This is a genomic window from Sphaerisporangium melleum (assembly GCF_014646695.1).
Classification (GTDB): domain Bacteria; phylum Actinomycetota; class Actinomycetes; order Streptosporangiales; family Streptosporangiaceae; genus Sphaerisporangium; species Sphaerisporangium melleum.
Genome location: NZ_BMNT01000012.1, coordinates 100483 through 122133, shown reverse-complemented (window position 1 = coordinate 122133; position 21651 = coordinate 100483). Strand labels below are relative to the sequence as shown.

At 69.3% G+C, this 21651-nt stretch carries 18 protein-coding genes; 10 read left to right on the top strand and 8 right to left on the bottom strand.

The window, feature by feature from the left end; all coding sequences use genetic code 11:
* The first annotated feature begins 127 nt into the window (after positions 1–127).
* The 7 genes from IEY93_RS12660 (at position 128) to IEY93_RS12630 (ending at position 9583) form a co-directional block, all read left to right on the top strand.
* Positions 128–1114 carry an ABC transporter substrate-binding protein gene (locus tag IEY93_RS12660; RefSeq protein WP_189163215.1) on the top strand — a complete coding sequence of 329 codons (987 nt, stop codon included), beginning with the start codon at positions 128–130 and terminating at the stop codon, positions 1112–1114.
* Positions 1111–2202 (top strand): methyltransferase, encoded by a 1092-nt coding sequence (locus IEY93_RS12655; protein WP_189163214.1) that lies wholly within the window; start codon positions 1111–1113, stop codon positions 2200–2202. Before IEY93_RS12660 ends, IEY93_RS12655 begins: the two co-directional genes overlap by 4 nt.
* A 184-nt stretch (positions 2203–2386) precedes the next feature.
* Positions 2387–4765, top strand: coding sequence for a DEAD/DEAH box helicase (locus IEY93_RS12650; RefSeq protein ID WP_189163213.1), 2379 nt, complete (start codon positions 2387–2389; stop codon positions 4763–4765).
* A gap of 31 nt (positions 4766–4796) precedes the next feature.
* Positions 4797–6158 carry an HAD family hydrolase gene (locus IEY93_RS12645; RefSeq protein ID WP_189163212.1) on the top strand — a complete coding sequence of 454 codons (1362 nt, stop codon included), beginning with the start codon at positions 4797–4799 and terminating at the stop codon, positions 6156–6158.
* A gap of 164 nt (positions 6159–6322) precedes the next feature.
* Positions 6323–7702, top strand: coding sequence for a cytochrome P450 family protein (locus IEY93_RS12640; RefSeq protein ID WP_189163211.1), 1380 nt, complete (start codon positions 6323–6325; stop codon positions 7700–7702).
* A complete protein-coding gene (locus tag IEY93_RS12635; RefSeq protein ID WP_229691080.1) occupies positions 7699–8781 on the top strand; it encodes a cytochrome P450 family protein in 1083 nt (360 codons plus the stop codon). The genes IEY93_RS12640 and IEY93_RS12635 overlap by 4 nt, the downstream gene beginning before the upstream one ends.
* A 232-nt stretch (positions 8782–9013) precedes the next feature.
* Positions 9014–9583, top strand: a complete 570-nt coding sequence (locus tag IEY93_RS12630) for an NUDIX hydrolase (RefSeq protein ID WP_189163209.1) — start codon at positions 9014–9016, stop codon at positions 9581–9583.
* Positions 9584–9801: 218 nt separating this feature from the next.
* On the opposite strand, the gene IEY93_RS38080 is transcribed toward IEY93_RS12630, so the two are convergent.
* A complete protein-coding gene (locus tag IEY93_RS38080; protein WP_203968795.1) occupies positions 9802–10896 on the bottom strand; it encodes a hypothetical protein in 1095 nt (364 codons plus the stop codon).
* A 178-nt stretch (positions 10897–11074) separates the two neighbouring features.
* On the opposite strand from IEY93_RS38080, the gene IEY93_RS12620 reads away from it, so the two are divergent.
* Together IEY93_RS12620 and IEY93_RS12615 are read left to right on the top strand one after the other, a co-directional pair.
* Positions 11075–11305, top strand: coding sequence for a hypothetical protein (locus tag IEY93_RS12620; RefSeq protein WP_189163208.1), 231 nt, complete (start codon positions 11075–11077; stop codon positions 11303–11305).
* A gap of 16 nt (positions 11306–11321) precedes the next feature.
* Positions 11322–11900: a P-loop nucleotide/nucleoside kinase family protein gene (locus IEY93_RS12615; RefSeq protein WP_189163207.1), complete on the top strand. Its 579-nt coding sequence runs from the start codon at positions 11322–11324 to the stop codon at positions 11898–11900.
* A 175-nt stretch (positions 11901–12075) separates the two neighbouring features.
* Here IEY93_RS12615 and IEY93_RS12610 read toward each other — a convergent pair whose 3' ends face one another.
* Positions 12076–12537 carry a hypothetical protein gene (locus IEY93_RS12610; protein WP_189163206.1) on the bottom strand — a complete coding sequence of 154 codons (462 nt, stop codon included), beginning with the start codon at positions 12535–12537 and terminating at the stop codon, positions 12076–12078.
* Between the two features lie 213 nt (positions 12538–12750).
* The gene (gene mobF, locus IEY93_RS12605; protein ID WP_189163205.1) at positions 12751–16926 is read right to left on the bottom strand and encodes a MobF family relaxase; all 4176 of its coding nucleotides are present in this window, start codon (positions 16924–16926) and stop codon (positions 12751–12753) included.
* Between the two features lie 488 nt (positions 16927–17414).
* On the opposite strand from mobF, the gene IEY93_RS12600 reads away from it, so the two are divergent.
* The gene (locus IEY93_RS12600) at positions 17415–17936 is read left to right on the top strand and encodes a hypothetical protein (protein WP_189163204.1); all 522 of its coding nucleotides are present in this window, start codon (positions 17415–17417) and stop codon (positions 17934–17936) included.
* Between the two features lie 42 nt (positions 17937–17978).
* On the opposite strand, the gene IEY93_RS12595 is transcribed toward IEY93_RS12600, so the two are convergent.
* The 5 genes from IEY93_RS12595 to IEY93_RS12575 all read right to left on the bottom strand — a co-directional run bounded on the left by IEY93_RS12595 (position 17979) and on the right by IEY93_RS12575 (position 21497).
* The gene (locus IEY93_RS12595; RefSeq protein WP_189163203.1) at positions 17979–18182 is read right to left on the bottom strand and encodes a hypothetical protein; all 204 of its coding nucleotides are present in this window, start codon (positions 18180–18182) and stop codon (positions 17979–17981) included.
* A 469-nt stretch (positions 18183–18651) separates the two neighbouring features.
* Positions 18652–19629, bottom strand: a complete 978-nt coding sequence (locus IEY93_RS12590) for a DUF4192 domain-containing protein (protein WP_189163202.1) — start codon at positions 19627–19629, stop codon at positions 18652–18654.
* Positions 19630–19773: 144 nt separating this feature from the next.
* Entirely contained in the window at positions 19774–20157 is a 384-nt protein-coding gene (locus IEY93_RS12585) for a hypothetical protein (protein ID WP_189163201.1), read from the bottom strand.
* Positions 20158–20635: 478 nt separating this feature from the next.
* The gene (locus IEY93_RS12580) at positions 20636–21133 is read right to left on the bottom strand and encodes a single-stranded DNA-binding protein (protein ID WP_189163200.1); all 498 of its coding nucleotides are present in this window, start codon (positions 21131–21133) and stop codon (positions 20636–20638) included.
* Complete coding sequence (locus tag IEY93_RS12575; RefSeq protein WP_189163199.1) at positions 21126–21497, bottom strand: hypothetical protein; 372 nt, start codon at positions 21495–21497, stop codon at positions 21126–21128. The genes IEY93_RS12580 and IEY93_RS12575 overlap by 8 nt, the downstream gene beginning before the upstream one ends.
* Positions 21498–21651 lie beyond the last annotated feature (154 nt).

Below are 21651 nucleotides of genomic sequence, written 5' to 3'. Positions count from 1 at the left end.
CGCGCGTAGGCCCTTTCGACCCCTGGCCGGCCGCGTACCCCCGTCCGTCAATGAGTCGATGCGGGGTCGGCCAGGTTCCATTCCTCCGGGTGTTCCCGGGAGATTCGCATCGGATGAGGACTGCCTCATGAAACTACATAGGGCAACAGCCCTGTCACTTTTAGTCGTTGCCGTGGTGGCGGCCGCTTCCTGCGGTCGCGGCACACCGACCCCGGCGGCCCCTGGCGTGGAGAAGGCCACGATCGTGGTCGGCGCCATGCCGAACCCCGACAGCGCGCCACTGCACATGGCCGTGCAACGCGGGTACTTCGCCCAGCAGGGGCTGACCGTCAAGATCAGGGAGATCCAGAGCGGAACCGCCGCTTTGGTTCCTCTGCAGGGCGGCGGCCTGGACTTCACTCTCGGCAATTACGTCAGCACCTACGCGGCCCAGTCGCAGGGCGCGGGGCCGTTCCTCCTTGTGGAGGACGCCTATGAGGCTGCGCCGGGCACGTTCCTGCTGATGGTCCCGCCCAAGTCCCCTATCAAGGGCCTCACCGATCTGCGGGGTAAGCGCATCGCGGTCGCGTCGGTCCGCAGCATCGTCACCTTGGCGGTCGACAACGCCCTGGAGACCGCCGGCATGTCGGAGCAGGACGTGCAGTTCGTCTCCATGCCGTTTCCGGACATGTTGTCCCAGCTCATGAACGAACGGGTTGACGCGGCCGTGCTCATCGAGCCGTTCATCTCGCAGTTTCAGAAGGACTTCGGGGGCCGGGAGGTCTGGGATCTGATGAGCGGATCGATGGGGAACTTTCCCATCGCCGCGTGGACCACGACCGTCCGGTTCGCCAAGCAGTACCCCAACACCACCGCGGCGTTCCAGCGGGCGATGGCTCGCGCGCAGAACGACGCATCCTGGTCCCACAAGGCCGTCGTGGACATTCTCCCGACCTTCACGAAGATCCCGTCGACGGTCGCGGAGCACATCACGATGGGGAACTTCCCGGTGAACCTGTCGGTGACGCGTGCTCAGCGCGTCGCCGACGTCATGGCCGAGCACGGCTACCTGGACAAGCCGCTCGATGTCAAGGCGATACTGGCCGCCCAGCCAACGGCAGGAGGGGCGTCATGAGCGACCTCCCTCGCCGCGGCGAGCCGGTCCCGTCCCTGGAACAGGCCCAACTGACGTCTCCTGCTGATGTCATCCAGGAGATGATCGCCGGAGCCTGGCGCCTGGAGGCTCTGCGGGCGTTCGTGGCCTACGACTGCGCGCAACTGCTGCGCGCCCATGGCGCGCTCACGGTGCGCGAGCTCGCCGAGCATGCCAACGCGCACCCGGCCGGTCTGGAGCCCGTGCTGATGGCGTTGGAGCCATTCGGGTACGTGCGGTACCAGTCACGCGAGGAGGAGGCCGGGCTGTACCGGCTCGGCCCGGTGGGTGAGTACCTGCTGCCGGACCACCCCACCACGATGCTTCCCGCTGTGGAGTGGAACGCTTACCCCCTGGTCGCCAGAGCGATGGACGACCTGGTGCACACCGTGCACGAGGGCAGGCCCGCCGTCGTTGACGCGGCCGGTGGCATGTACGGCTACCTGCAACGGCACCCCCGGGCCCGGGAGCTGTTCGACCAGGTCATGGCCGTGCGGACGGCCCGTATCGCCCCGATCGTCGCCGGCCGCGAGTTCGGGGACGAGATCGTGGACCTGGGCGGCGGCATCGGCGTCCTGCTGGCCCACACCCTCCGCGCGCACCCCCAGGCACGGGGATACCTGATCGAGCGTGAAGAGGTGGCCAAGCGCGCTCAGGAGCACCTCGCCGGCGAGCAGGGCATCGAAGGCCGCTGGGAGGTGCGCGCCGGGGACATCTTCAACCCCGTGCACATTCCCGAGGGTGTCGGTGACTACGTCGCGGCGAGCATCGTGCACAACCTGCCCGAACAGCAGGCGCGCGAGCTGCTCACCACGATCCGCGGCCGCATGGCACCGGGAAGCCGGTTGTGGCTGGTGGACATGGTGGTCCCCCCAACCCCCGAACCGCACCCCAGCAGGGACCTCGGTCTGCGGATGCTGAGCCTCTTCGGCGCCGGGGAGCGGCGCCTGGAGGCGCACGTGTCGCTGCTGGAGAGCGCGGGCCTGCGCATCGCGGAGCGGATATTCCCCCTGCCCGGAGGGCTGTCCCTGATCATATGCGCGCCGGACGGTTCCGAGGAACCGCGCTGAACACGCGCCCCGCGCTCTGTGGGGAGGCGCGGGGCGCGTGAGCCCGGCTGTGTGGCTCGCCACCGCCGATGGCTGGAGCCCGGCCGGGACACAGGTGCGGGGAGAGAGCCGCCCCCTCTCTCCCCGCGCCACTCCTCCCTTCTCCCTTGTCACTGTTCGCGCCTTCAAATGGAGTGCTACTCGCATGGCTGATGAGCTGCGGCCCGGCATCAGTGTCACCGGCGACGACCCAGGCCCGGACCGGTGGGCGCATCAGGGCGAGGCGACCACCGCGCTGGCACGAGCGTTGGGCGGGGGTGGGCGGGCGATCCTGGAGATGGCGTGCGGGACGGGCAAATCCGCCGTCGCCGCCAAGGCGGTCGATCGCCTGACTCCGTTCGGGCGGGTGCTGATCGCGGTGCCGAACCTGGAGTTGGTCGCGCAGATGGTCGGCACGTTCCGCGCGTACGGCACGACCGGTCTGGGCCAGGTGGTCGGCGTGTGCTCCAACTCCGAGATCCGCTACCTGCCCCGCGGCGAGGGGTTGTCGTCGTATCCGCGGGTCACCACCCGGCCGGCGGAGGTGGCGGCGTGGACGGCGGTCGGCGGGCGGGTGACGGTGCTGACGACCTATCACAGCCTGCCGGTGATCGCCGCCGCGCACGCCGATCACGGCATGCCGGCGTGGGATCTGCTGATCGCCGACGAGGCGCACCGCACCGCAGGCCGGCCGGGTTCTCCCTGGACACGGATCCACGACGACGTGGCCTTCCCGGCGGCGCGCCGCTTGTACATGACCGCGACCCGGCGCATCTACGAGGACGGCGGCGAAGCCACCGCCGTGTCCATGGATGACGAGAAGGTCTTCGGGCCGGTCGCCTACCGGCTGTCCTTCGGAGAGGGCTATCGGCGTGGCCTGGTCGCCGGCTACGAGATCGTGGCGGCCGCGGTGACCGACGGCGCGGTCAAGGCTCTCACCGACGACCCGGACGCCCGTGTGAAGCTGGACCGGGCCGCGGTCAGCCCCCGGGTTCTGGCCACGCAGATCACCGTGCTGCGCGCTGCCGCCGAGTACGGCGTGCGCAGGGCGATCACCTTCCACAACCGGGTCGCCGACGCGCGCGGATGGGCGCAGACCATCGGGCAGGCGTGGAGCGTCATGCCGCCCGATCAGCGGCCGGCCGCGGTCAGCGCGTCCTTCATCCACGGCGATCAGGACCTCCAGGTCCGCAAGGCCACCCTGCAACGGCTGCGTGACTCGGCCGCTGATCCAGGCGAGTTGCGCATCGTGTGCAACGCGCGGGTGCTGACCGAAGGCGTCGATGCGCCGGCGGTCGACTCGGTGGTGATCGTCGACCCGCGCAGCTCTGTCGTGGACATCGTCCAGTCGGTGGGGCGGGCGCTGCGCGCCGACCGTCCCGGCAAGGTCGCGCGGATCATCGTCCCGGTCTTCATGGAACCCGGCGACGACCCCGAGACCGTCGTGGAAGGCTCCGAATTCGCCAAGGTGTGGCAGGTGCTGCGCGCGATGCGCGCCCACGATGAACGTCTGGCCGCCAACCTCGACGCCAGGCGGCTGAGCGTGGGCACAGCTCACACCACCCGGCGCGAAGCCGACACGCCGCCCGCCGGCCACGACGCCCGCGCATCCGACACTGCCATGCCCGCGTGGCTGTCCCTGACCGGTATCCCGGTGCCCGCCGGGTTCGCACGCGCGATCACCCTGCGTGCGGTGACCGCGGCCTCCTCAAGCTGGTGGGAGGCCTACGGTGCAGCCAAACAACTCCATGACAGCGGGCAGGACGTTAACGTGCCGGCCACCTACGTCACTGAGTCGGGCCTGCGTCTGGGCCAGTGGGTGCGCTCCCAGTCCCGGCATCGCGCCACTCTGCCCGCCGAGCGGATCGCTCTGCTCGAGGAGATCGGCATGGTGTGGAACAGGACCCAGCACGTATGGGACCAGGCTCTGGCCGCCGCGCGGGCCTTCGCGTCCGCCAACGGCAACAGCCTGCATGGGATCCCGACCGGCTATATCGAAAATGGTGTCCGCTTGGGGCGCTGGCTGATCAAACAGCGAACGCATTACCGCGCCGGCACTCTGGCACCGGAACTGAAGGCGGCGCTGGATGCCATCGATCCCACCTGGCATGACGGCGACCACGCCATCGTGGCCGAATGGGAGGCGCATTACTGCGATGCGCGGGATTACTTCACCCAGCACGGCCATCTACGCCCGCCGGACGACTACCGCCCGCCAAGCGGACGAGACCTCGGAGCCTGGCTCAAACGGCAGCGTATCGAGCACCGCGCCAAGCGGCTGTCCGCCGAGCGCCACGACCGGCTCTGCCAGATCGGCATGGTGTGGTCCATTCTCGATGACGGGTTTCGGCGCGGCCTGGCCGTGGCCAGGGCCTACGCCGCCGAGCACGGAAATCTCACCGTTCCGGTGGCCTTCGTCACCGATGACGGCTTTCACCTCGGCTCGTGGCTGTACCAGCGTCGCAGACGGGTGGACACCCTGCCGATCGAACAGCGTCGGGCGCTGAACGAGATCGATCCTCAGTGGGCGGCGCGACGCAGGTGAACGACCATGTCAACTACAGCGAGGTCAGACAATGACAAGACCCGTCGAGTGCGTCGCCGTCGATTTCGGCGGCACCATCGCCACAGGCGGCGAGGTGACGCCTGCAGCGGTCAATGTTCTGCACGAGCTGGGCCGGCGAGGGGTCCGGCTGGTGCTCGCCACCAACGTCGCCGCTGAGCGGGACCGGATGCCCGCGCTGCGCTCGGCCGGTGTCGCAGGCCTGTTCGCGGCGGTGGTGCAGTCCTACGCCGTGGGCGTCGCCAAGCCTGATCCGCGGTTCTATCAGCAGGTGCTGCTCCACGCCGGTTGCGACCCCGGTCAGGTGCTGTTCGTGGGCAACAACCTCGACCATGACGTCATCGGCCCGCTCGCCGCCGGTATGCGCGCGGTGCTGTTCCGGTCCGGCGCGTTGGGTGCCGGTGACGTGCCGGCGGGGGCGCTGCAGATCGGTGAGCTGGCCGAGTTGCTGGACCTGGTCGACGGGCGGGCAGACGACGTGGGCGCCACCGAGTTGACCGTCGCCACGGTCAACCTGGAGACCGGCGGCTGGGACGGCCACCACGGGCAGCACTACAGGTTGGACCTGCTGCCCGAGCTGGTCGCTCAGGTGCCCGAGGTCGACGTTCTGCTGCTGCAGGAAGGCAAGGAGTACGGCTTCCGCGGCCAGAGGTTGCGCTTCCACGCCGAGCGCCTGCTGAGCGGTTTCGGGCTGCGCAGCTTCATGACGCGCAGCACCCGGGGCGAGCTGCACGAGGTGGTGTTCGTTCGCTGGCCACGCCTCCGGCCGACCGCCCACTACACCCCGGACCTGCCCGGGGTGTTCCACGACCAGATCGGATGGCTGCGCTTCCAGGTCGACGGCCTGGAGGGCGAGGTGGCGATCCGGTCGGTGCAGTGGGCGAGCTGGAACGGCGACATCCGCCTGGACGAGGCACAGAAACTCACCCGGTACGCCGCCCCCGGCGTGGCGGCGATCATCGGCGGCGACTTCAACTCCCTGTGGCCGGACTGCCCAGGGCATCAGGAGTTCGAACCGGACTGGGAGGCGTTGCCGCCGCACAAACGCCTCCACAAGACCCTGCCTCCAGGGCTGCGCCCGGCCGGTCGGCTGGTCTCGGACCGGCGCGCGTTGACGGTGCTGGCCGAAGCCGGGTTCGTCAACGCCGGCTGCCTGGCCCGCGACCCGACGCCGACCGTGCACGGCACGGTCGACTACGGGCAGGGAGCCCGCATCGACCACATCGTGCTCAGCCCGTCACTCGCCGGCGCCCTTGTTCCAGGTTCCTACCGGGTGTGGACCGGCGAGCCGGGCGAGCGGGTGAGCGACCACCGGATGGTGTCGGTCCGCCTGGACCTGGATCGGCTGTCCAAACCGGGCCGGCTGCCCCCATGACGGCCCGGCCATGCGCCCTGGCCGATCGGCGCCCTCGACCTCCCGCGCATTGTGCCCTGGTCGGCGCCGCCGCACAGATCTCCCGTCCCCTACACCGCCGAACCGGCACCCGGACCAAGCCCTGAGCAAGCCCTGAGCAAGCCAATGAGTAATGCGGAGCAGCAGTGACCCACCCCCCATCTCCTAACGGCGCCGGAAGGTGCCCGATCTTCGGTGTCGACCGTACGCCGCTGTACGACGAGGCCTTCCACTCCGATCCGGCCGCGGTGTTCCGGCACCTGCGCGACACCGAAGGGCCGGTGGCCAAGGTCTGGCTCGAGCCCGGCGTCCCGGGGTACATCATCGTCGATCACCAGACGATGCTGGAGGTGTCCCGGGACGACACCTGGTCGCACGACTCGCGGCTGTGGCGGGAATGGCGAACCGGCCGCATACCGGACCATTCCGAGCTGGTGCCGATGATGATGTGGCGGCCTAACCTGCTGTTCGCCGACGGCTCCGACCACACCCGGCTCCGCCGGGCGGTGGCCGACAGCCTGGCCGAGATCGACCTGCGTGCGATGGAAGCGGACATCGCCACCATCGCCAACGATCTCATCGGCGCCTTCGCCGCGCAGGGCACAGCGGATCTGATCGCGCAGTACGCCGTTCAACTGCCGCTGCTGGCGTTCAACCGGCTGTTCGGCCTGGACGACCGAGCCGGGCGGGCCCTGGTGGGGATCCTGCGCCGCATCTGGGACGGTAGCGACGCCGTCCGCGCCAACACCGAACTCGAACGCATGATGGGCCGCCTGATCGGTACCAAACGCCGCACCCCGGGCAGGGATCTCACCACCTCGCTGATCAAGCACCATGCAGCGCTCGACGACGAGGAACTCATCCACCACCTGGTCGTCATCATCGGCGCCGGCAACACCCCGGTGGCCGATCTGATCGGCAACACGCTACGCATGATCCTGACGGACCGGCAGGCCGGCACCAACGTCGCCGGTCTACGCGACCACCTCACCATCCCCGAGGTGATCCACCGGGTGCTGTGGCTGGACACCCCGATGGCGGTCTACCCCTGGGTGTACCCCCGCCGGGACACGCGACTGGGCAACGTGATCATCCCCGCCGGGTCGGCGGTCGGCATGGCGCTGGCCGCAGCCAATCTGTCCGTGGCCGAACAGCGCAACGGTGCCCTGCTGCGAGGTAACCGGGCCTACACATCCTTCGGTGTCGGACCCCACAAGTGCCCCGCCGACGAGCTGGCGCTGCGCATCGCCGGCATCGGCGTCCAGACCGTATTGCACCGGCTACCCGAGCTGCGCCTGGCCGTGCACGCCCCGGCTCTCGGCTGGCGCAGGTCGGTGTTCGCCCGCGCGCTCACAGCACTGCCCGTGCAATTCACCCCCCTCGACCACCAGTCCTTTCGGGAAGGCACATGGAACCCTTCGTCCTCGACCCCCACGCCGACGTCCACGATCAGGCCACGACGCTCCGCGAGCTCGGGCCCGTGGTCCCTGTCGAACTTCCGGGCAAGGTGGCGGCGTGGGCGGTGACAACCCACGCCGCGGTGGAACGAGTACTGCGTGACCAGTGTTTCGCCAAGTCCCGTCGGCATTGGCGCGACTGGCAACGCGGAGACATCCCCTTCGACTGGCCGCTGATCTCCTGGGTCGCGGTCGACAACATGCTCACCGCGGACGGCGCTGACCACCGGCGGCTCCGCACGCTGATATCGGCGGCGTTCACCAACCGCCGCGTCCAAGAACTACACCCGCGCATCGTCGCGATCACCCTGGACCTGCTGAACCGCATGGCCGACATGGACGGCCGTCACATCGATCTCAAGAGCGCCTTGGCGTTGCCGCTGCCCTTGACCGTGATCAGCGAACTGTTCGGGGTCCCCACCGGTAAACGCCAACGGTTACAGAACCTGTGCTCGACCGTGTTCGACCAGACCATCAGCCCGGCCCAGGCGGCAGCCGCCCACCAAGGGCTGCACGACACACTGGCCGACATCGTCGCAGCCAAACGAGCGCACCCGGCCGACGATCTGACCAGCGCCCTGATCGCCGCCCGCGACGGACACGACCGGCTCAGCGAGACCGAGCTGATCTGGACGCTGGTCCTGATGATCGGCGCCGGCTACGAGACCACCACGAACCTGATCACCAACGCGGTACGGGCCCTGCTCACCCACCCCGACCAGCTCGCCCTGGTGACCAGCGGCCGGCGCCCATGGGACGCGGTCATCCAGGAGACCCTGCGCTGGGACCCGCCCATCGCCAACATGCCGCTGCGCTTCACCACACGGCCGGTCCAGATCCAGCGCGTCCGCATCCCCAAAGGCAAGGCGGTGCTCTTGTGCTTCGCCGCGGCCGGACGCGACCCCGCCCAGCACGGCGCCGACGCCGGCCGCTTCGACATCACCCGCACCCAGCGACGAAACCTCGCCTTCGGCCACGGCCCACACGTCTGCCTCGGCGCCGCGCTCGCACAACTCGAAGCACGCATCGCCCTCCCCATGCTGTTCGACCGATACCCCGACCTCGCCCTAGCCGTACCGAAATCCGAGCTTGAACACCTTCCCTCCATCGTCGCCAGCGGCCTCGCCGCCCTTCCCGTTACCTACTGACGGAGATGTGGGGGCACCGTCGCCGGGGCTGACGCAACAACTGACCGGCAGGGATGGGGCCAGCGGGTCCTGGCTACCCAGCGCAAGCAGTGACCACTGTGTCAAGCTCAAGCTTGCTGGCTTCCGGGGCCGAGCGCACATGACCGTATCCGTGCGTACTCGCGTGCTTACACAAGGGGGAGCGTAATGATCAAAACACCTGCGGTCTCTTGGGCCGGCGTGGAGGTGTCCCGTGGCCATCAGTGACGAGGCCATCTCCAGCGCGGTTTCTGCCTACCTTGACCGATACCCCGACGAGGCCGGGCTGCTGACTGAGCCGGTGCAGTCGCTGTCTTCGGCGCAGGGCCTCGCCTCCAGGCGGACGCTTCCGATGCACGTGACCGTCGGCGCGCTACTGGTGCGCGGTGAGGCCGATAACGCCGAGATCCTGCTTGTCCAGCACCGCGCGTACGGCATCACGTTGCAGCCAGGAGGCCACCTTGAGCCGACCGACGCGACCCTGATCGACGCGGCAGCGCGCGAACTGGCGGAGGAAACCGGCCTTGACCCCGGCAAGGTCTTCCCTGTGTCGCAGAGCCCCGTCTACGTCGAGTACGGCAGGGTTCCGGCACGGCCAGAGAAGGACGAACCGCCTCACTACCACCTCGACCTCGGATACGCGTTCGTGACAGCGCATGCGGACATCGGGCGCATCCAGGAGTCGGAGGTGACGAGTGCCGTCTGGTACCCGCTCGCCGTAGCAGAACGCCTTGTCGGGCACCGCATGGCTCGAGCGGTCAGCGCACCCACCTGGCTGGTTTGACCGGACCGTCGAACGGCTTTCGGCCGTGCGGCGGCACCAGGTCGTCGTGCCCACAAGCCGAGGCCCCGCGGTCGTTGTCGCCCTCGCTCTACCGCGCGCTCGCCGACGCAGACACCAGCAAGGCGTAGTCAGTGCTCGGGACGAAACGACCTCTGCATGCTCTCGTCTGATGACACTGACCGAGAGGTGGGCCATTTCGGCGTCGCCCCTTTTCCTGATCAGCCTGTCTCGATGTGAGGGCAGGGACGCCGCTGGGTGTAGCCGCCCGGCACTGCGGCTCCAACCGCGTCCCAGAAGGGGACGGCCTGACGGGAGTGGCCACCGAGTGTGTGCCAGGACAGGCCCGGGTAGTCGGAGCGCAGGGCGGTCAGCGCCGTGCGGGCCAGCCCGGAGCGCTGGAACACCGGTTCGGTGTAGGGATCTTCAACCCATCCCAGCCCGCAGGTGCGGCAGACCTGGTAGTCGACGGCGAAGGCGAAGGCGCCCGCCAGGTAGGCGGTCCGGGTGCGCCAGGTAGGGCGGTTGAAGGAGGGGACGTCGGTCCACGGCACGTCATCGGGCAGCCGGGTTCGGCGGGTGCGGTAGCGGCGGTACAGCCGGCGACCGCTGAGCCGATGGATCAGCTCATGCCACCGATCGCGATCCGGCGCCCACGCCACCTGGTCGGCGCAGGCGACCAGCTCGGCGATGGCCGCCCGATCGATCAGCGGCTCACGGTCGATATCCGGCAGCCCCGCAGCCGCGTTTTCCAGCTCCTGTTCGATGAGAGGGGAGGCGCTCGCGTCGTCCGGCGGACGGCCGGAGCCAAAAGCCGGTTCGGGATCAGCCGGTTCCGCGTCGATGACGGCCAGCTGCTCGATGAGTTCCTGGGCGCTGGTCTCGGCGACGGCGGGGATCGAACCCAACGCCATCATCATGGTCTCGTGCCGGCAGGAGGCGACCACCCGCTGCCGGGCCTTATCGTCGCGATGGCCGCCGGCGCCCTCGACCATGGCGGCCGCCAGGTTGCACAGGTCGGCCGCGCGAGTCCACTCGCGTGCGCGGTGCGGGCTCGCTGGAGTGCGGCGAATCGCTTCGGCCTGGCACTCGCGGGCCGCGGCCAGCAGCCGGGTATGGTCACCGTCGCACTTCACCAGCACGTTCATGGCGTACCCCTGCTGCCAGGCCAGGGAACGGGGGACCAGGTGCGGTTCCTGCGCTGTCCCGACGTTGAGTTCGGCGGGGCCGGGGTCGTTCTCGTACAGCAGGCAGTTGCGGGCATAGACCCATGCCTGGAACGCGTCTTGCTCGACCGGGGTGCGCTGTCTGGTCACGGCACAAGCCCTTCAGGCCACGGGGAGAATCGGCATTCACCATAGCTGGCGGGTGTGACAGTCCCTTCAACCTCGCGGCGTGACCACCAAGAGCCTGACCCGCCATGGCCCGGCCGGGGTCTGGACAAGCGTCAGACGGCCAGGCCGAGGTCCAGGTGGGATCGTTGAGGGACCAGAATTGTGTGAGGAACACGAGCACCGCCTACAGGACTGGTGCGCGGAATTCACCGCCGCGGGCTTCGCCATCGAGCAGATCGTCGAACACCAGCCGCCCGACGGCATGGAACTCCACCACCCCGCCGCCTACGCCACCTTGTCCCGCGAGCCCGGGTGCATCGCCTTCCGACTCGCCAAAACCGCGTCGCATGCGCCCGTCGATGCCGATCGAACGGGGCTACGCCATGGCTGAAGTGCCACAATGCAGTATGACCGTGCCGACCCTGACGGTGGTGTCCGGACCTCCTGGAACAGGGAAAACGACCCTGGCCCACAAGATCGCCCAAGTGGTCGGTTGCCCCGCGATCATCCGGGACGAGATCAAACAAGGCATGGTGCTCGCGGCCCCTGGCCACGATCCGTCCGGCGACGACCCGCTCAACCTGCCGACCCTCGACGCTTTCTTCGGCGTCCTCACCGTCTTGGTGAAGGCGGGTGTGACCTCGGTCGCCGAGGCCGCGTTCCAGGATCGGTTGTGGCGGCCGACTCTGCAGCCGCTCGTCGCGTTGGCCGACATCCGGGTCATCCGCTGCACGGTCGATGCCTCCGTCGCCCTCGACCGGATCGCCGGCCGCGCCGATCTGGACATCCGACGGGCCGCCCACGGCGATGCCGATCTCCTCAAGGCCATCGCCGCCGGCCGGCACACGATCGACTCATGGGTCCCTATCGCCATGGACCTGCCGACCCTGATCGTGGACACCTCTGACGGCTACCACCCGGCAATCCCCGACATCGTCAAGTTCATCGGCCAACCCGCCGGAGCCACGGCACATCCCACGACGTAACCAGCGGTCCACCCTCTGCGGCCCACGCTACCGGTCGCAGGACGCCGCCCTCCCGAGACGACTGAACACCACGTCAGCTGAGCTTGTCCGGCCGAGCCCTGGCGGGCCGGCCGGAGGGGTGTGTACGACGCTCTTGGATGGGCGCCGCGCCCGCACCACTGAGCGCCGAAGCCGCTTACGTGGTGGTGCGGGGGGCGAGCTGGGAGACGCGCTGGTGTGACAGAAGCAGGGCGCTGCCGATGTCGCGGGTGCTCCACCCTGCATGGATGAGGAGGCGGACGGCATGGCGGACGGCGTCACGTTCGGCCTGCTCGGCGAGAACACGCGCCGAGCGGGCGGCAATGACGTCGTGCAGGGCGGCCGCGGCTTCCGGGTCGGCGGGGAGAAGGTGGACGCCGATGGTTGCGTCGTCGTTGTGTATCTCGAAGACGAGGTCGGCCACGTTCCGCTTGACCTCGCGCCAGCTCGCGCCTTGGGCCTGGACGGTGTGTCCGCCGGGAAGATCGCGGGCGGTGGCGGTCCACTGCTTTCCGGTCCGGGTGGCAGTCGCGACGTAGGTGACGGCTTCGACCTCGGGTTCGTCGGTGGTGTCCACGAGGTCAGGCTGGTTGAAGATCGCTCCATGATCTAGACGCATGACCAGGATTCTGAATCGCCGACACACCACTGTCTAGTGCGATAGCCAGAAACCGTCTAGTGCTGTTACCGGAACGATCACCTGGTGGGACGCCGCCAGGCTGCTGCGGTTGCGAGTGGTCGTCCGCTCCACCGGATGCGCTTGCGGTCGCCTTCCCGGCATTAGATCGAACTTACCGTCCTTGCTCTGACGTGTCGTCCTGCGCAGTGGCGTTCAACGGTCGAGGCGGCGTTCCTGGCGTTGGTCGTGCTGCTGGGCCGGTGGTTGGAGTTGTTGGGTTGGCTGGGCGCGTTGGACGTGGCGGCGGTGTTGCTCGGCGCGTTGCTGTTGCTGTCTGCGGCGGGCTTGTGCTGCTTGGCTGGACAGGCGAGCCCGCTCTTTGCGGGCCTCGCGTTCGGCATCCCGTTGCGCTCTTCGTTGGATGGCCGACTCCACTTCCACCGGCTGCGGCTCGGTCGAAGGTGCGCCTTGCGGTCGCTCGGCTGCGCGCTGGGCGACCCTCGTCGAAGAGGCGGAGAGGTTGCCGCGTTCGAGGAGGATCTGTCGTAGGTCTTGGGCGTAGACCGGTCGGGTGACGGCGTGGTCGTCGATGCTGTGCCGGTCGCCGAACCAGAGTTCGCCTCGTCGGCGGGCGAGGTCGGCTTGGACGGCGGCCCGGCTGTCATCGGGGAGTGCGAGGTAAGCCTCGGCTGCCCCTTGGAGTTGCGTGGGATCGGGGACGGCGGATTGTCGTGGTGGTTCCAGGCCGGTGATGGTGCGGGCCGCGGCGATGGAGTCGACGGCGTGCCAGTACGCGGAGTGCTCGGGGCTGCCGGGCCCGGGGTAAGGGCCGAGGATTTGGTGGGGATCGTCGGTGGTCACCTTGTGCTGGTCGCGGTAGGCGGCGACGACCCCGATGTGACGTTCCCATTCGTCGCGTTGGTGCGGATCTGCGGGCGGGGTTCCGAGCGGGGTCAACCATGCCGGCTGGGTACCGGTGGCGATGCCGGTAAGGTGCCGGACACGGGCGGAGATCAGCTCGTCTGCATCGGCGACGTAGCGGACGAGGTGGGGGTCGCCGTCACTATTTCGGCGACCGGTGATGAGCCAGGGCAGGGGAGTGGGCTGCGGGGCGGCGTGGGACGGAGCCGGGTGCGCAGGCGCCGGGTGGCTTTGGAGATGGTCGCGGATGCGCCAGGCGAGCAGACGTCCCGGCGTCTGGGCGGTCAGTAGGTCGTCGTCTCGTGCGATGAGGGCGAGGAGGTATCGGGCCGGCCAGCCGCGAGTTTCGGCTTGGGCGAGGGCGGTGACGGCGGTGGGCCATGCGTCGCAGCCGGTGATGGTCCGCGCGAGTGGGCGGGGCAGCGTCTGGTGGGCGAGGTCGGTGTAGGTGTGCTGGGCGAGCAGGGTGGCGGCGTGCTGGCGGCGGGGGACGAGCGTGGCGAGGGAGCAGGCGTCGTCGGCGGCTCGCTGGATGCTCTCGGTGGCCGAGATCTCGTTGCCCTCGCGGCTGAGGATGTTGTGCAGGATCTCGCGGGCGGCGTATTGGCGGGCGTCGTGGCGGACCCGGTCGAGGCGGTCGTCGGGATCGTAGGCGAGCAGTTCGTGAGTGACGACGTGCAGGACGGTGCGCTGGCGGGCGCGGGAGAGCACGACGTAGAGGTTCTCTCTGGTCATCTCGGAGGTGATCAGCGGATGGGCGGTGTCGACGGTGGAGCCTTGGGCGCGGTTGGTCGTCGTGGCGTACAGCAGCTCGACGTTCGCGGCGGCGTAGTCGGCGGGTAGGCGCACGGTTCCGCGGTGCTCCATGTGCTGGACGGTCAGCGATCCGTCGCGGTGACGGGACACCACCGACCAGGCGTCACCGTTCTTCACCCAATCCTTGCCATGGTGGACGCGCAGGGTGCGGTCGTTGCGCCGGGTGACGATCCAGTCGCCGACGCCCGCCCGGTTGCCGTCGTGCAGCGCGATGCCCTCGGTCTCGACCTGTCCGGCTTCGACGCGGTCCAGCCGGGCCTGGGCGGCCAGTGCGGTGACGTTCACGCCGGTCGCGGCGGCCATGAGTGTGGTACGTCCGGCGAGCATGTCGGCCTTCCAGCTCGCGTAGGCCTCCTCGATCATGGCCTGCCGCGATCCTGACCTGATCCGGTTCTGGGTGAGGTAGAAGTCCAGACCGGCGGAGTCGCCGAGGCGGATCTTCAGGGTCGCTTCGGCTTCGGCGGGGTCGTCGAACCGGTAAAGGGTGGTGAGCTCGACCGCTCCGGCCTCGGTGGCGATCAGGCGTAGCGCGCCGCCGGATTCGACCGCGCCGAGCTGGCGGTGGTCGCCGAGCAGACGCACGACAGCGCCGCGGCTCGCGGCGATCTGGACGAGCTTGTCGAGCGTGAGAGTGCCCGCCATTCCGGCCTCGTCCAGCAGCACCACATCACCTGGGCCGAGGGCGAACATGCGCGCCTGTTCGGGCACCGGTTGCCCTGCCCGGAGCTGGTCGGCGTAGCGTCCGCTGGTGTGCTCGTGGACGAACTTGTGCAGGTTTTCGGCCCGCACGCCCAGCTCTCTGCCCAGGACGTCGGAGGCGGCCGAAGAAGTGGCGAGCGCCACGAGATGTTGCCCGGCATGTGCGGCGACGTGTGCGTAGGCGCGCATCGCGGTGGTCTTCCCGGCACCGGCCGGGCCCAGCCCCGCCACCACCAGCCGGTCGTCGGTGGCGAAGGAGGTCACAAGCCGGCGCTGCCCGGCGTCCAGCGTGATGCCGTGGGCGTCGAACGCTTGCAGCGCCGCGGCGACCTGAGCAGCGGTGACCCGCACACCGGTCGAGGTCGTGGCGGCGGCGACCAGGCGCTGCTCGGCGTCCAGGATGAGGCGGCTGGTGTAGCGCGTGGCGGCGTGCTCGGCGAACACCGAAGACCCGTCCGAGCGCCGCAGCGGCTCCGGTTCCGAGAGCGGGGTCGTCCCGTCCACTCGTATGCACAACGACGGTGACAGGCACGATTCGACGACCCGGGTGACCAGTGCCTGGTGCTGTTCGGGGCCGTCCAGGACAACCTCCGCTCGGACGAGCCGCTCGGCTTCGGCGCGCAGGTTCCACACCGTCCAGGTGGAGCGCATCTGCGAGACACCGGCCACGACCGTGGCGGCCAGAGCTGCGATGTCGACATCCGATGCGGCTGCGGATGCGGGCGGCGGGCCGTCCGGGACGGCGCTCATGAGGCGGCCGATGGCGCCAGGCCCGAACCGTTCGGTGAACGACTGCGCCCAGTCGGCGCGCATCTCCTGAAGGGAGCGCGGGGTCTTCTTTGCGTCGCGGGTTTCGAGGTTGGCTTGGCGGGCGAGCCGGTGGGCGATCTGCCGGTTGGGGTCGTGGCCGTGCTCGCGGCGGAACCGGCGCAGGAGCTGCTCGTAGCGGGCCTCGATGTCGGTGCGCCGTGAGGAGAAGAACTCGATGAACTCCAGACCGATGCCGGTGATCTCCCGGATCGGCTCCCGCTGGTCGCGGGTGTCGGATCGCACGGTGAAGGTGACCGGGATCCGCCGGCGCAGCTCGGTCTCGAAGGCGGTGTTGTAGAACTCGCTGGCCGCCACCGTGATGCGGTACAGCGCGCGGGCATCCAGGCTGCGCCACTTGCCGTCGACGCCTTGGACCTTGCTGGAGATGGCGACGTGGGTGTGCAGGTTGGGGTCACCGGCCCGGCTGTCGTAGTGGTCGAACATGGCGGCGATCAGGCCGTTCGTCTCGATCTGCGCGAGTCCGCCCTTGCCGGTCCGGGTGAACGCGGCGTGCTGCTCCAGCATCTGAAGCGCGGCGTCGCGGGCGGCCTCATGGGCGTGGCGGACGGCCTGCCGCACGTGCGGGCGCGTATCCAGCGCCCACAGCAGGGCGGCCGACTTGACCGGCGCGAACACGACGTCGAAACCGGCCACGGCGGCCCGCGCGCGGCGCGATTCCTCGGCCTGGACGCGGCTCACCTCGGCCTGGGTGGCCGCCCGGCCGGTCTGCTGCTCGATGACCTCCAGCCGCGTGCCGACCCGGCGGGTGAACTGCTCCAGTGGCTGGTACACCGGGAACCGCGCCCCCAGCGTGGCCGCGCGGATCGCCGCGTCCTGGAGCGCGTCGAGCTGCCGCTCGGTCATGTCGGCCCTGACGTTCTCGGCGAGGTGGCGCTGAATGATGGCGTCGGCACGCGGGTGCATGCCGGCTCCGTACAGGGCCTGCATCTGATCCTCGCTGACCTGCTGACCGTCCAGGCCCAGCAGAGCCGCACCCCGCCCCGTCCACCGGCCCGGGGGGTTGCCTTTGGCCGTGTAGTAGTCGGCCGCGGACTGCCCTCGTTCCCACTGCACGTCCCCGCCCGCGACCTGCCGGGTGAGGTAGGTGTAGCCGTCGCCGGCGGTCAGTTTGTGGATGGTCATCAACGTGACCACCCCGATGAACCTGGACCTCGCCAGGCGCGCCACCACCGGTTAGAGCCGTCGGACGGACGTGCCCCGGCCGGCTTGCGATCCGGCCCGGATGCACGCGGCGAACGCTCCAGCGTGCCAAGCGGGAAGGCCGCCGAAGACTGTTCGACGGGCGTGCGCTCGGCGCGGCCGCGGGGCTGGGCCGCACTCGCGGCGGGCTGATGCCGCTGGAGGTGCAAGAGGTGTCTTGTTGCTCTTTGGGTTGAGGTGGGCTGGTTCGCCGTCCTGGTGGATGGGCGGTGGGGAAGCGAGAGCTGGTGCGCGGGCCGGTGCGGGCAGGACGCGAGCGCGCACGCTGCGGCGGGGAACGGCCGGCGTGCGTGTGCGGGGAGTCTGGGGCGGATGCCGCAGTTGGGTCCTGCCTTGACAAGGCTCATATACGACAGTTTAAAGTAGGGGAGTTTTGTAAGCCAGTGTGTAAACGATGGTGAGGTGGGTGATTGGGGCAACGGACGACTTCTCGGCGTGCGGCCGCGCTGAGGAAGGCCAGAGAGGCCAAGGCCGCCCGGGACGCCGAACGACTGCTGCGCGAGCGTCGGGTCGAAGCGGCGCTCGCGGACTTCTTCGAATCAGCGAGCCTGGCGGAGCGGATCAGACATGATGCCGGTCGCAGAGCGGAAAGGATTCTGGCTGAGGCCGAGCGTGAGGCGCGCAACGCCGATGCCGCTGCCGGCGCGGCGATCGGATCGCTGCGCGAACTCGGCCAGACCAACGCGGAGATCGCCGAACTGTGCGGGCTGAGCGTTCCGGTCGTCAGGGCGATGGCCAACAGCGCTCCGGACAAGGCACCTGATGATCGCGTTGACGAGGTTCCATCGGTCCCGGCGCAGGAACACGACGGTGGGAGTGCTGGAAGTGGACCAGGGGCGCGTGCGGCGCCCTTGGTGACCACGCCGGCGCGGTTCTCCACCGGCCTTGCGCCCGAGGACGGCATCGGTGCGCCAGGCGTTCAGCTCCCGTAGGGATAGGAGGCCGGGCGGGGGCTCGCCTCCGCCCGGCGCCGCTCACCAGCGGGCGGCCGTCTCCTCGGGCAACTGCAGGACGGAGGTCTTGGCGTCGGCGATCCACGCCGCCACCTCAGCCTGCCACGGGTCCTGCTCCCCGCAGTCGTCCGCTTGGACGTCGAAGCCGCACAGGTCAGCGGGGGCAGGGAGCCACGCGGGACGCTCGACGTCGGTCGTGAAGGTCTGGAAGGCGGGAGGGTTCACGGGGGGGCTCCGTTCCGGGGCGGGAGGCTGAGGGCTCCCGTGCGGTGTTCCTGTGCCTCGACCCCAAGCGGGCCCGGTCGTGGCGCGCAACTTCCGCGCCAGGAGTTCCAAGATGTTTCGGACGAAGGAGAAAGATCTTGGAACTCCTGAGCCGACGCCGGTGCGGCACTTGGTTCGCGGAGCTGGCGGCAGGTTGCGCGACGCGGACGGGTCTGCTGCGCTCGTGGCATTGGAATGCCGTGGGGGAGCCCGACCCGTCGACCATGCGGTGCCCGGCACTCGCCCAGTCGGCCGATGCGGTGGCCACGGCCACCATCTCGCGCTCATGCCGTCGGCGCCGCTGAGACAGCGGGGATGCTGCACGTCGCGCAGCCATGCTTCCGCGCAGGACGACGGCCAGCCGCTGGGGAAACGGCAGGCGCGTCCAAGGAGGTGCCAGGGCCCCTCCCGGGACGCGCCGTCTGTGTCCTCACGCGTCGGGAAGCATCTCCAGCATGCCGTTGAACCGCTCACGCACGGTCTGCGGCGGGAGGCCGTAGCGCAGGCAGTCCTCGATCAGGGCGGCCATCCGGTAGGACGGGGCGACCTCGGCGCATCGCTCAAGGGCGATCTTGGCCAGCGTGCCGTTCCCATTGACGTAGGCGAGGAAGGCCAGCAGCGCCGCCGGCGCGGCGGCGTACTCGCCGACCGCGCGACGAGTGGTGTCCTGCCACAACCGCAACTGCTGCTGGGGATCCAGGGTGAGCAGCCGGGCCCATGCCTCGTCGCGTACGCGAAGGTTCGTCAGGACGATCGACAGCCGCGCCGTCTCCTCGTCGGTGAGCCTGCGATCCTCACCGATGAGCAGACGGACCAGCCGCAACCCTTCGTCGAGCAGCAGCCGGGAGGCCGGCCCGTCGCTCAGGAACTCCTGCTGGGCGCGCTCGGTTTCGGCTGCCATCCACACCCGATCCTCGCCCTCGACCGGTGCCACCATCACGGCCATCTCCTCGCGGCTGCGGTAGGCGACCAGCCCGGCGAACGTCGCCTGGGCGGCCAAGTGGGAGGCGTTGATGTCATAGGGCCGTCCTTCTGCGGGACAGCACTGCGGATCGGTGCACATCAACGACCACCAGCGGCCGCCGTCCACCCGGACCACGTCCTTCACAGTGAGAGCGTCGGCCAGCGTGTCCCACGCCTGGGCCAGCAGCGGGACCGCCATGTCCTCGCTGCCGTAGCCGAGCAGGACCGCGGCCTCGGCGTCGTTGCGAATCAACAGGTCGCGCATGTGCGCCAGCAGGACGCTGTAGTGCTCGCGCCCCACCAAATCGAAGCGCAACGTGAAACTGCCACCCGGTGCCAAGCCGATGACGACCAGTGAGTCGGTGGGGTGGAAGCCGAGCAGGTACGGCGTGATCGCGATGGCGTCGGACGGGCTGGTGATGACGAGCTTGCAGGGAAGATCCACGGCGAAGTCCTTTACATACCTCGACAGGCAACAGGAGCAGCGAGAGCGGCAGATTCCGGCGGGCACGCGCGGCCGGAACCGTGCAGGGGGAGATGAGGGCCGGTGTGCCCCGGGCGGCCTCCGCCGCCCGGGGCCAAGGACCGGTCAAGCGGCAGAGACCCCCGCCAAGACGGGGTCGTTCTGCGGGGTCTGGACCGAGACGTGGCGGATCTTCTCCAGCGTGAAGACGGCGCTGCCGGAGATCCACTCGCCCTTCTTGTTCTGCCAGGGCTTCTCCACCCGGACGTTGTCGGCGACGATCTCGACGAAGGCACCGATGGCGAAGTCGCGCACCAGGCGCTCGGACATCACCGTGTCGTAGGTGACGACCTTGACGCGGGTCTCGGCCGTGGTGGGAATGCCGGCGGAGTTGTAGAAGCGGCGGGTGACCAGGACCCGCAGCTCGCAGCCGACGCCCTCGCGCAGGGAGAAGGTGCGGGGCGCGGTGATGAGGTGGCCGACGATGTGCGCGGACAGCTGGCTGTTCATAGGGTTCCTCCCAGTCTGCTGCCGGGCGGGCCGGCCGCCCTGGGTGGCGGCCTGGGGTGTCTGCCCCGTCCCGGCAGCAGGCGCCCGCGCCGCACGCTCGCCGGGAGCGCAACCGGGTGGTCCCGGCCGCCAAGACGTTTTCCGACGAAGGAGGAAAAGATCTGTGGCCGGCCGGGGATGAGCGCAGCGAAAGCCCGGTTGCCGGGCACGGCCAGTGCGGCGCAGACTGCAAAGCCGGGTCAGGGAGCAGACAGACCACCGGCACAGGCGGCTGAGTCACCGTCCACAACCGGACCCGATCCCGCGAACGGCCCCGGCCGTGTCCTGACGGACGCCTCTGCTCGTCCGTCGTCCTCGTGCGCGCAGAGAACGACGAACATGCGTCTCAGAGATGATCACACACTCGGCAAGCCTGCGGACGCGCCGCGAATTGAGCCTTCCATGGTGAATACGACCTGAGCGTCTGATCGGTTACGACTCAGAACGACGGCGATCCGTCATGCCCGACGCCGGCAGGGACCGGTGCGCTCGCCCACGGGTCGGCCGGAGCGCCATTCCAGGAGCTGGGGGACGGCTGAGGCAGGTCCGCTGCGAGAGCCATGGTGGTGGCGCGCTGGGTCCTGGTCATCCTGGCGGTGGCGGTGGCCAGGCTCGGACCGATGTCTTCGGCGTCCAGCTCCACGACCGTTCGGCGTTCACCCTCCGGTGTCTCGTAGGAGCGCTGCTTCAGCCGCCCGCGCACGATGACCTTATGGCCGCGCTGGAGGCTTTCGGCGACGTTCTCACCTTGCTGTCCCCAGACATTGCAGGTGATGAACAGGGTGTCGGCGTCCTTCCACTCGCCACTGCTGCGATCGAGGAACCGGGGGGTCGAGGCTAGACGGACGGTGGCGACGGCTCGCCCCGAGGGGACGAACCGGAGATCGGGGTCGGCCACCAGGTTGCCGACCACGGTGATGACGGTGTCGTTACTCATGCGAATGCCTTTCGATGTGCTCGGCTGTAGGAAGGGCCAGGTCGCCGCGCTGCGACGATGCGGAGCCAGGGGTGAAGGAGGCGGCAAGGGGGAGTGGCTGAACGGGGCTGCCGTCGAGCAGGAGACGAAGGCGCCTGTCGCCTGCTTCAGTGCGCCGGTGCACGTCGACCACGATCGCGTCGAGGTCCTCCCCGGCCTGCGTGCTGGAGGCGGTGGGCTGGCTAGCGTAGAGGAAGACGACGACGTCACCTGCGTCGACATAGACGACCAGTACGCCGTCGCGGCGTTCCAGGCTTTGTACGGACATCGCCCCGGCGCCGGGCTCAGTCCTGGACGGGACCTCGGGCACGCTGGCGCCGCGCAAGCCTGACGCCTGGTCATTGCATGGGAAATCCGGTGAGGGTGGGGAGCCTCGAACACCGGATGCTGAACCAGTATGAGGATGAGGCGTCAATATGCGGCTTCCTGTGCGAGGGAAGAGAAGCCGCCGACTCCGCCCGGCGGCAGACCAGGCGGAG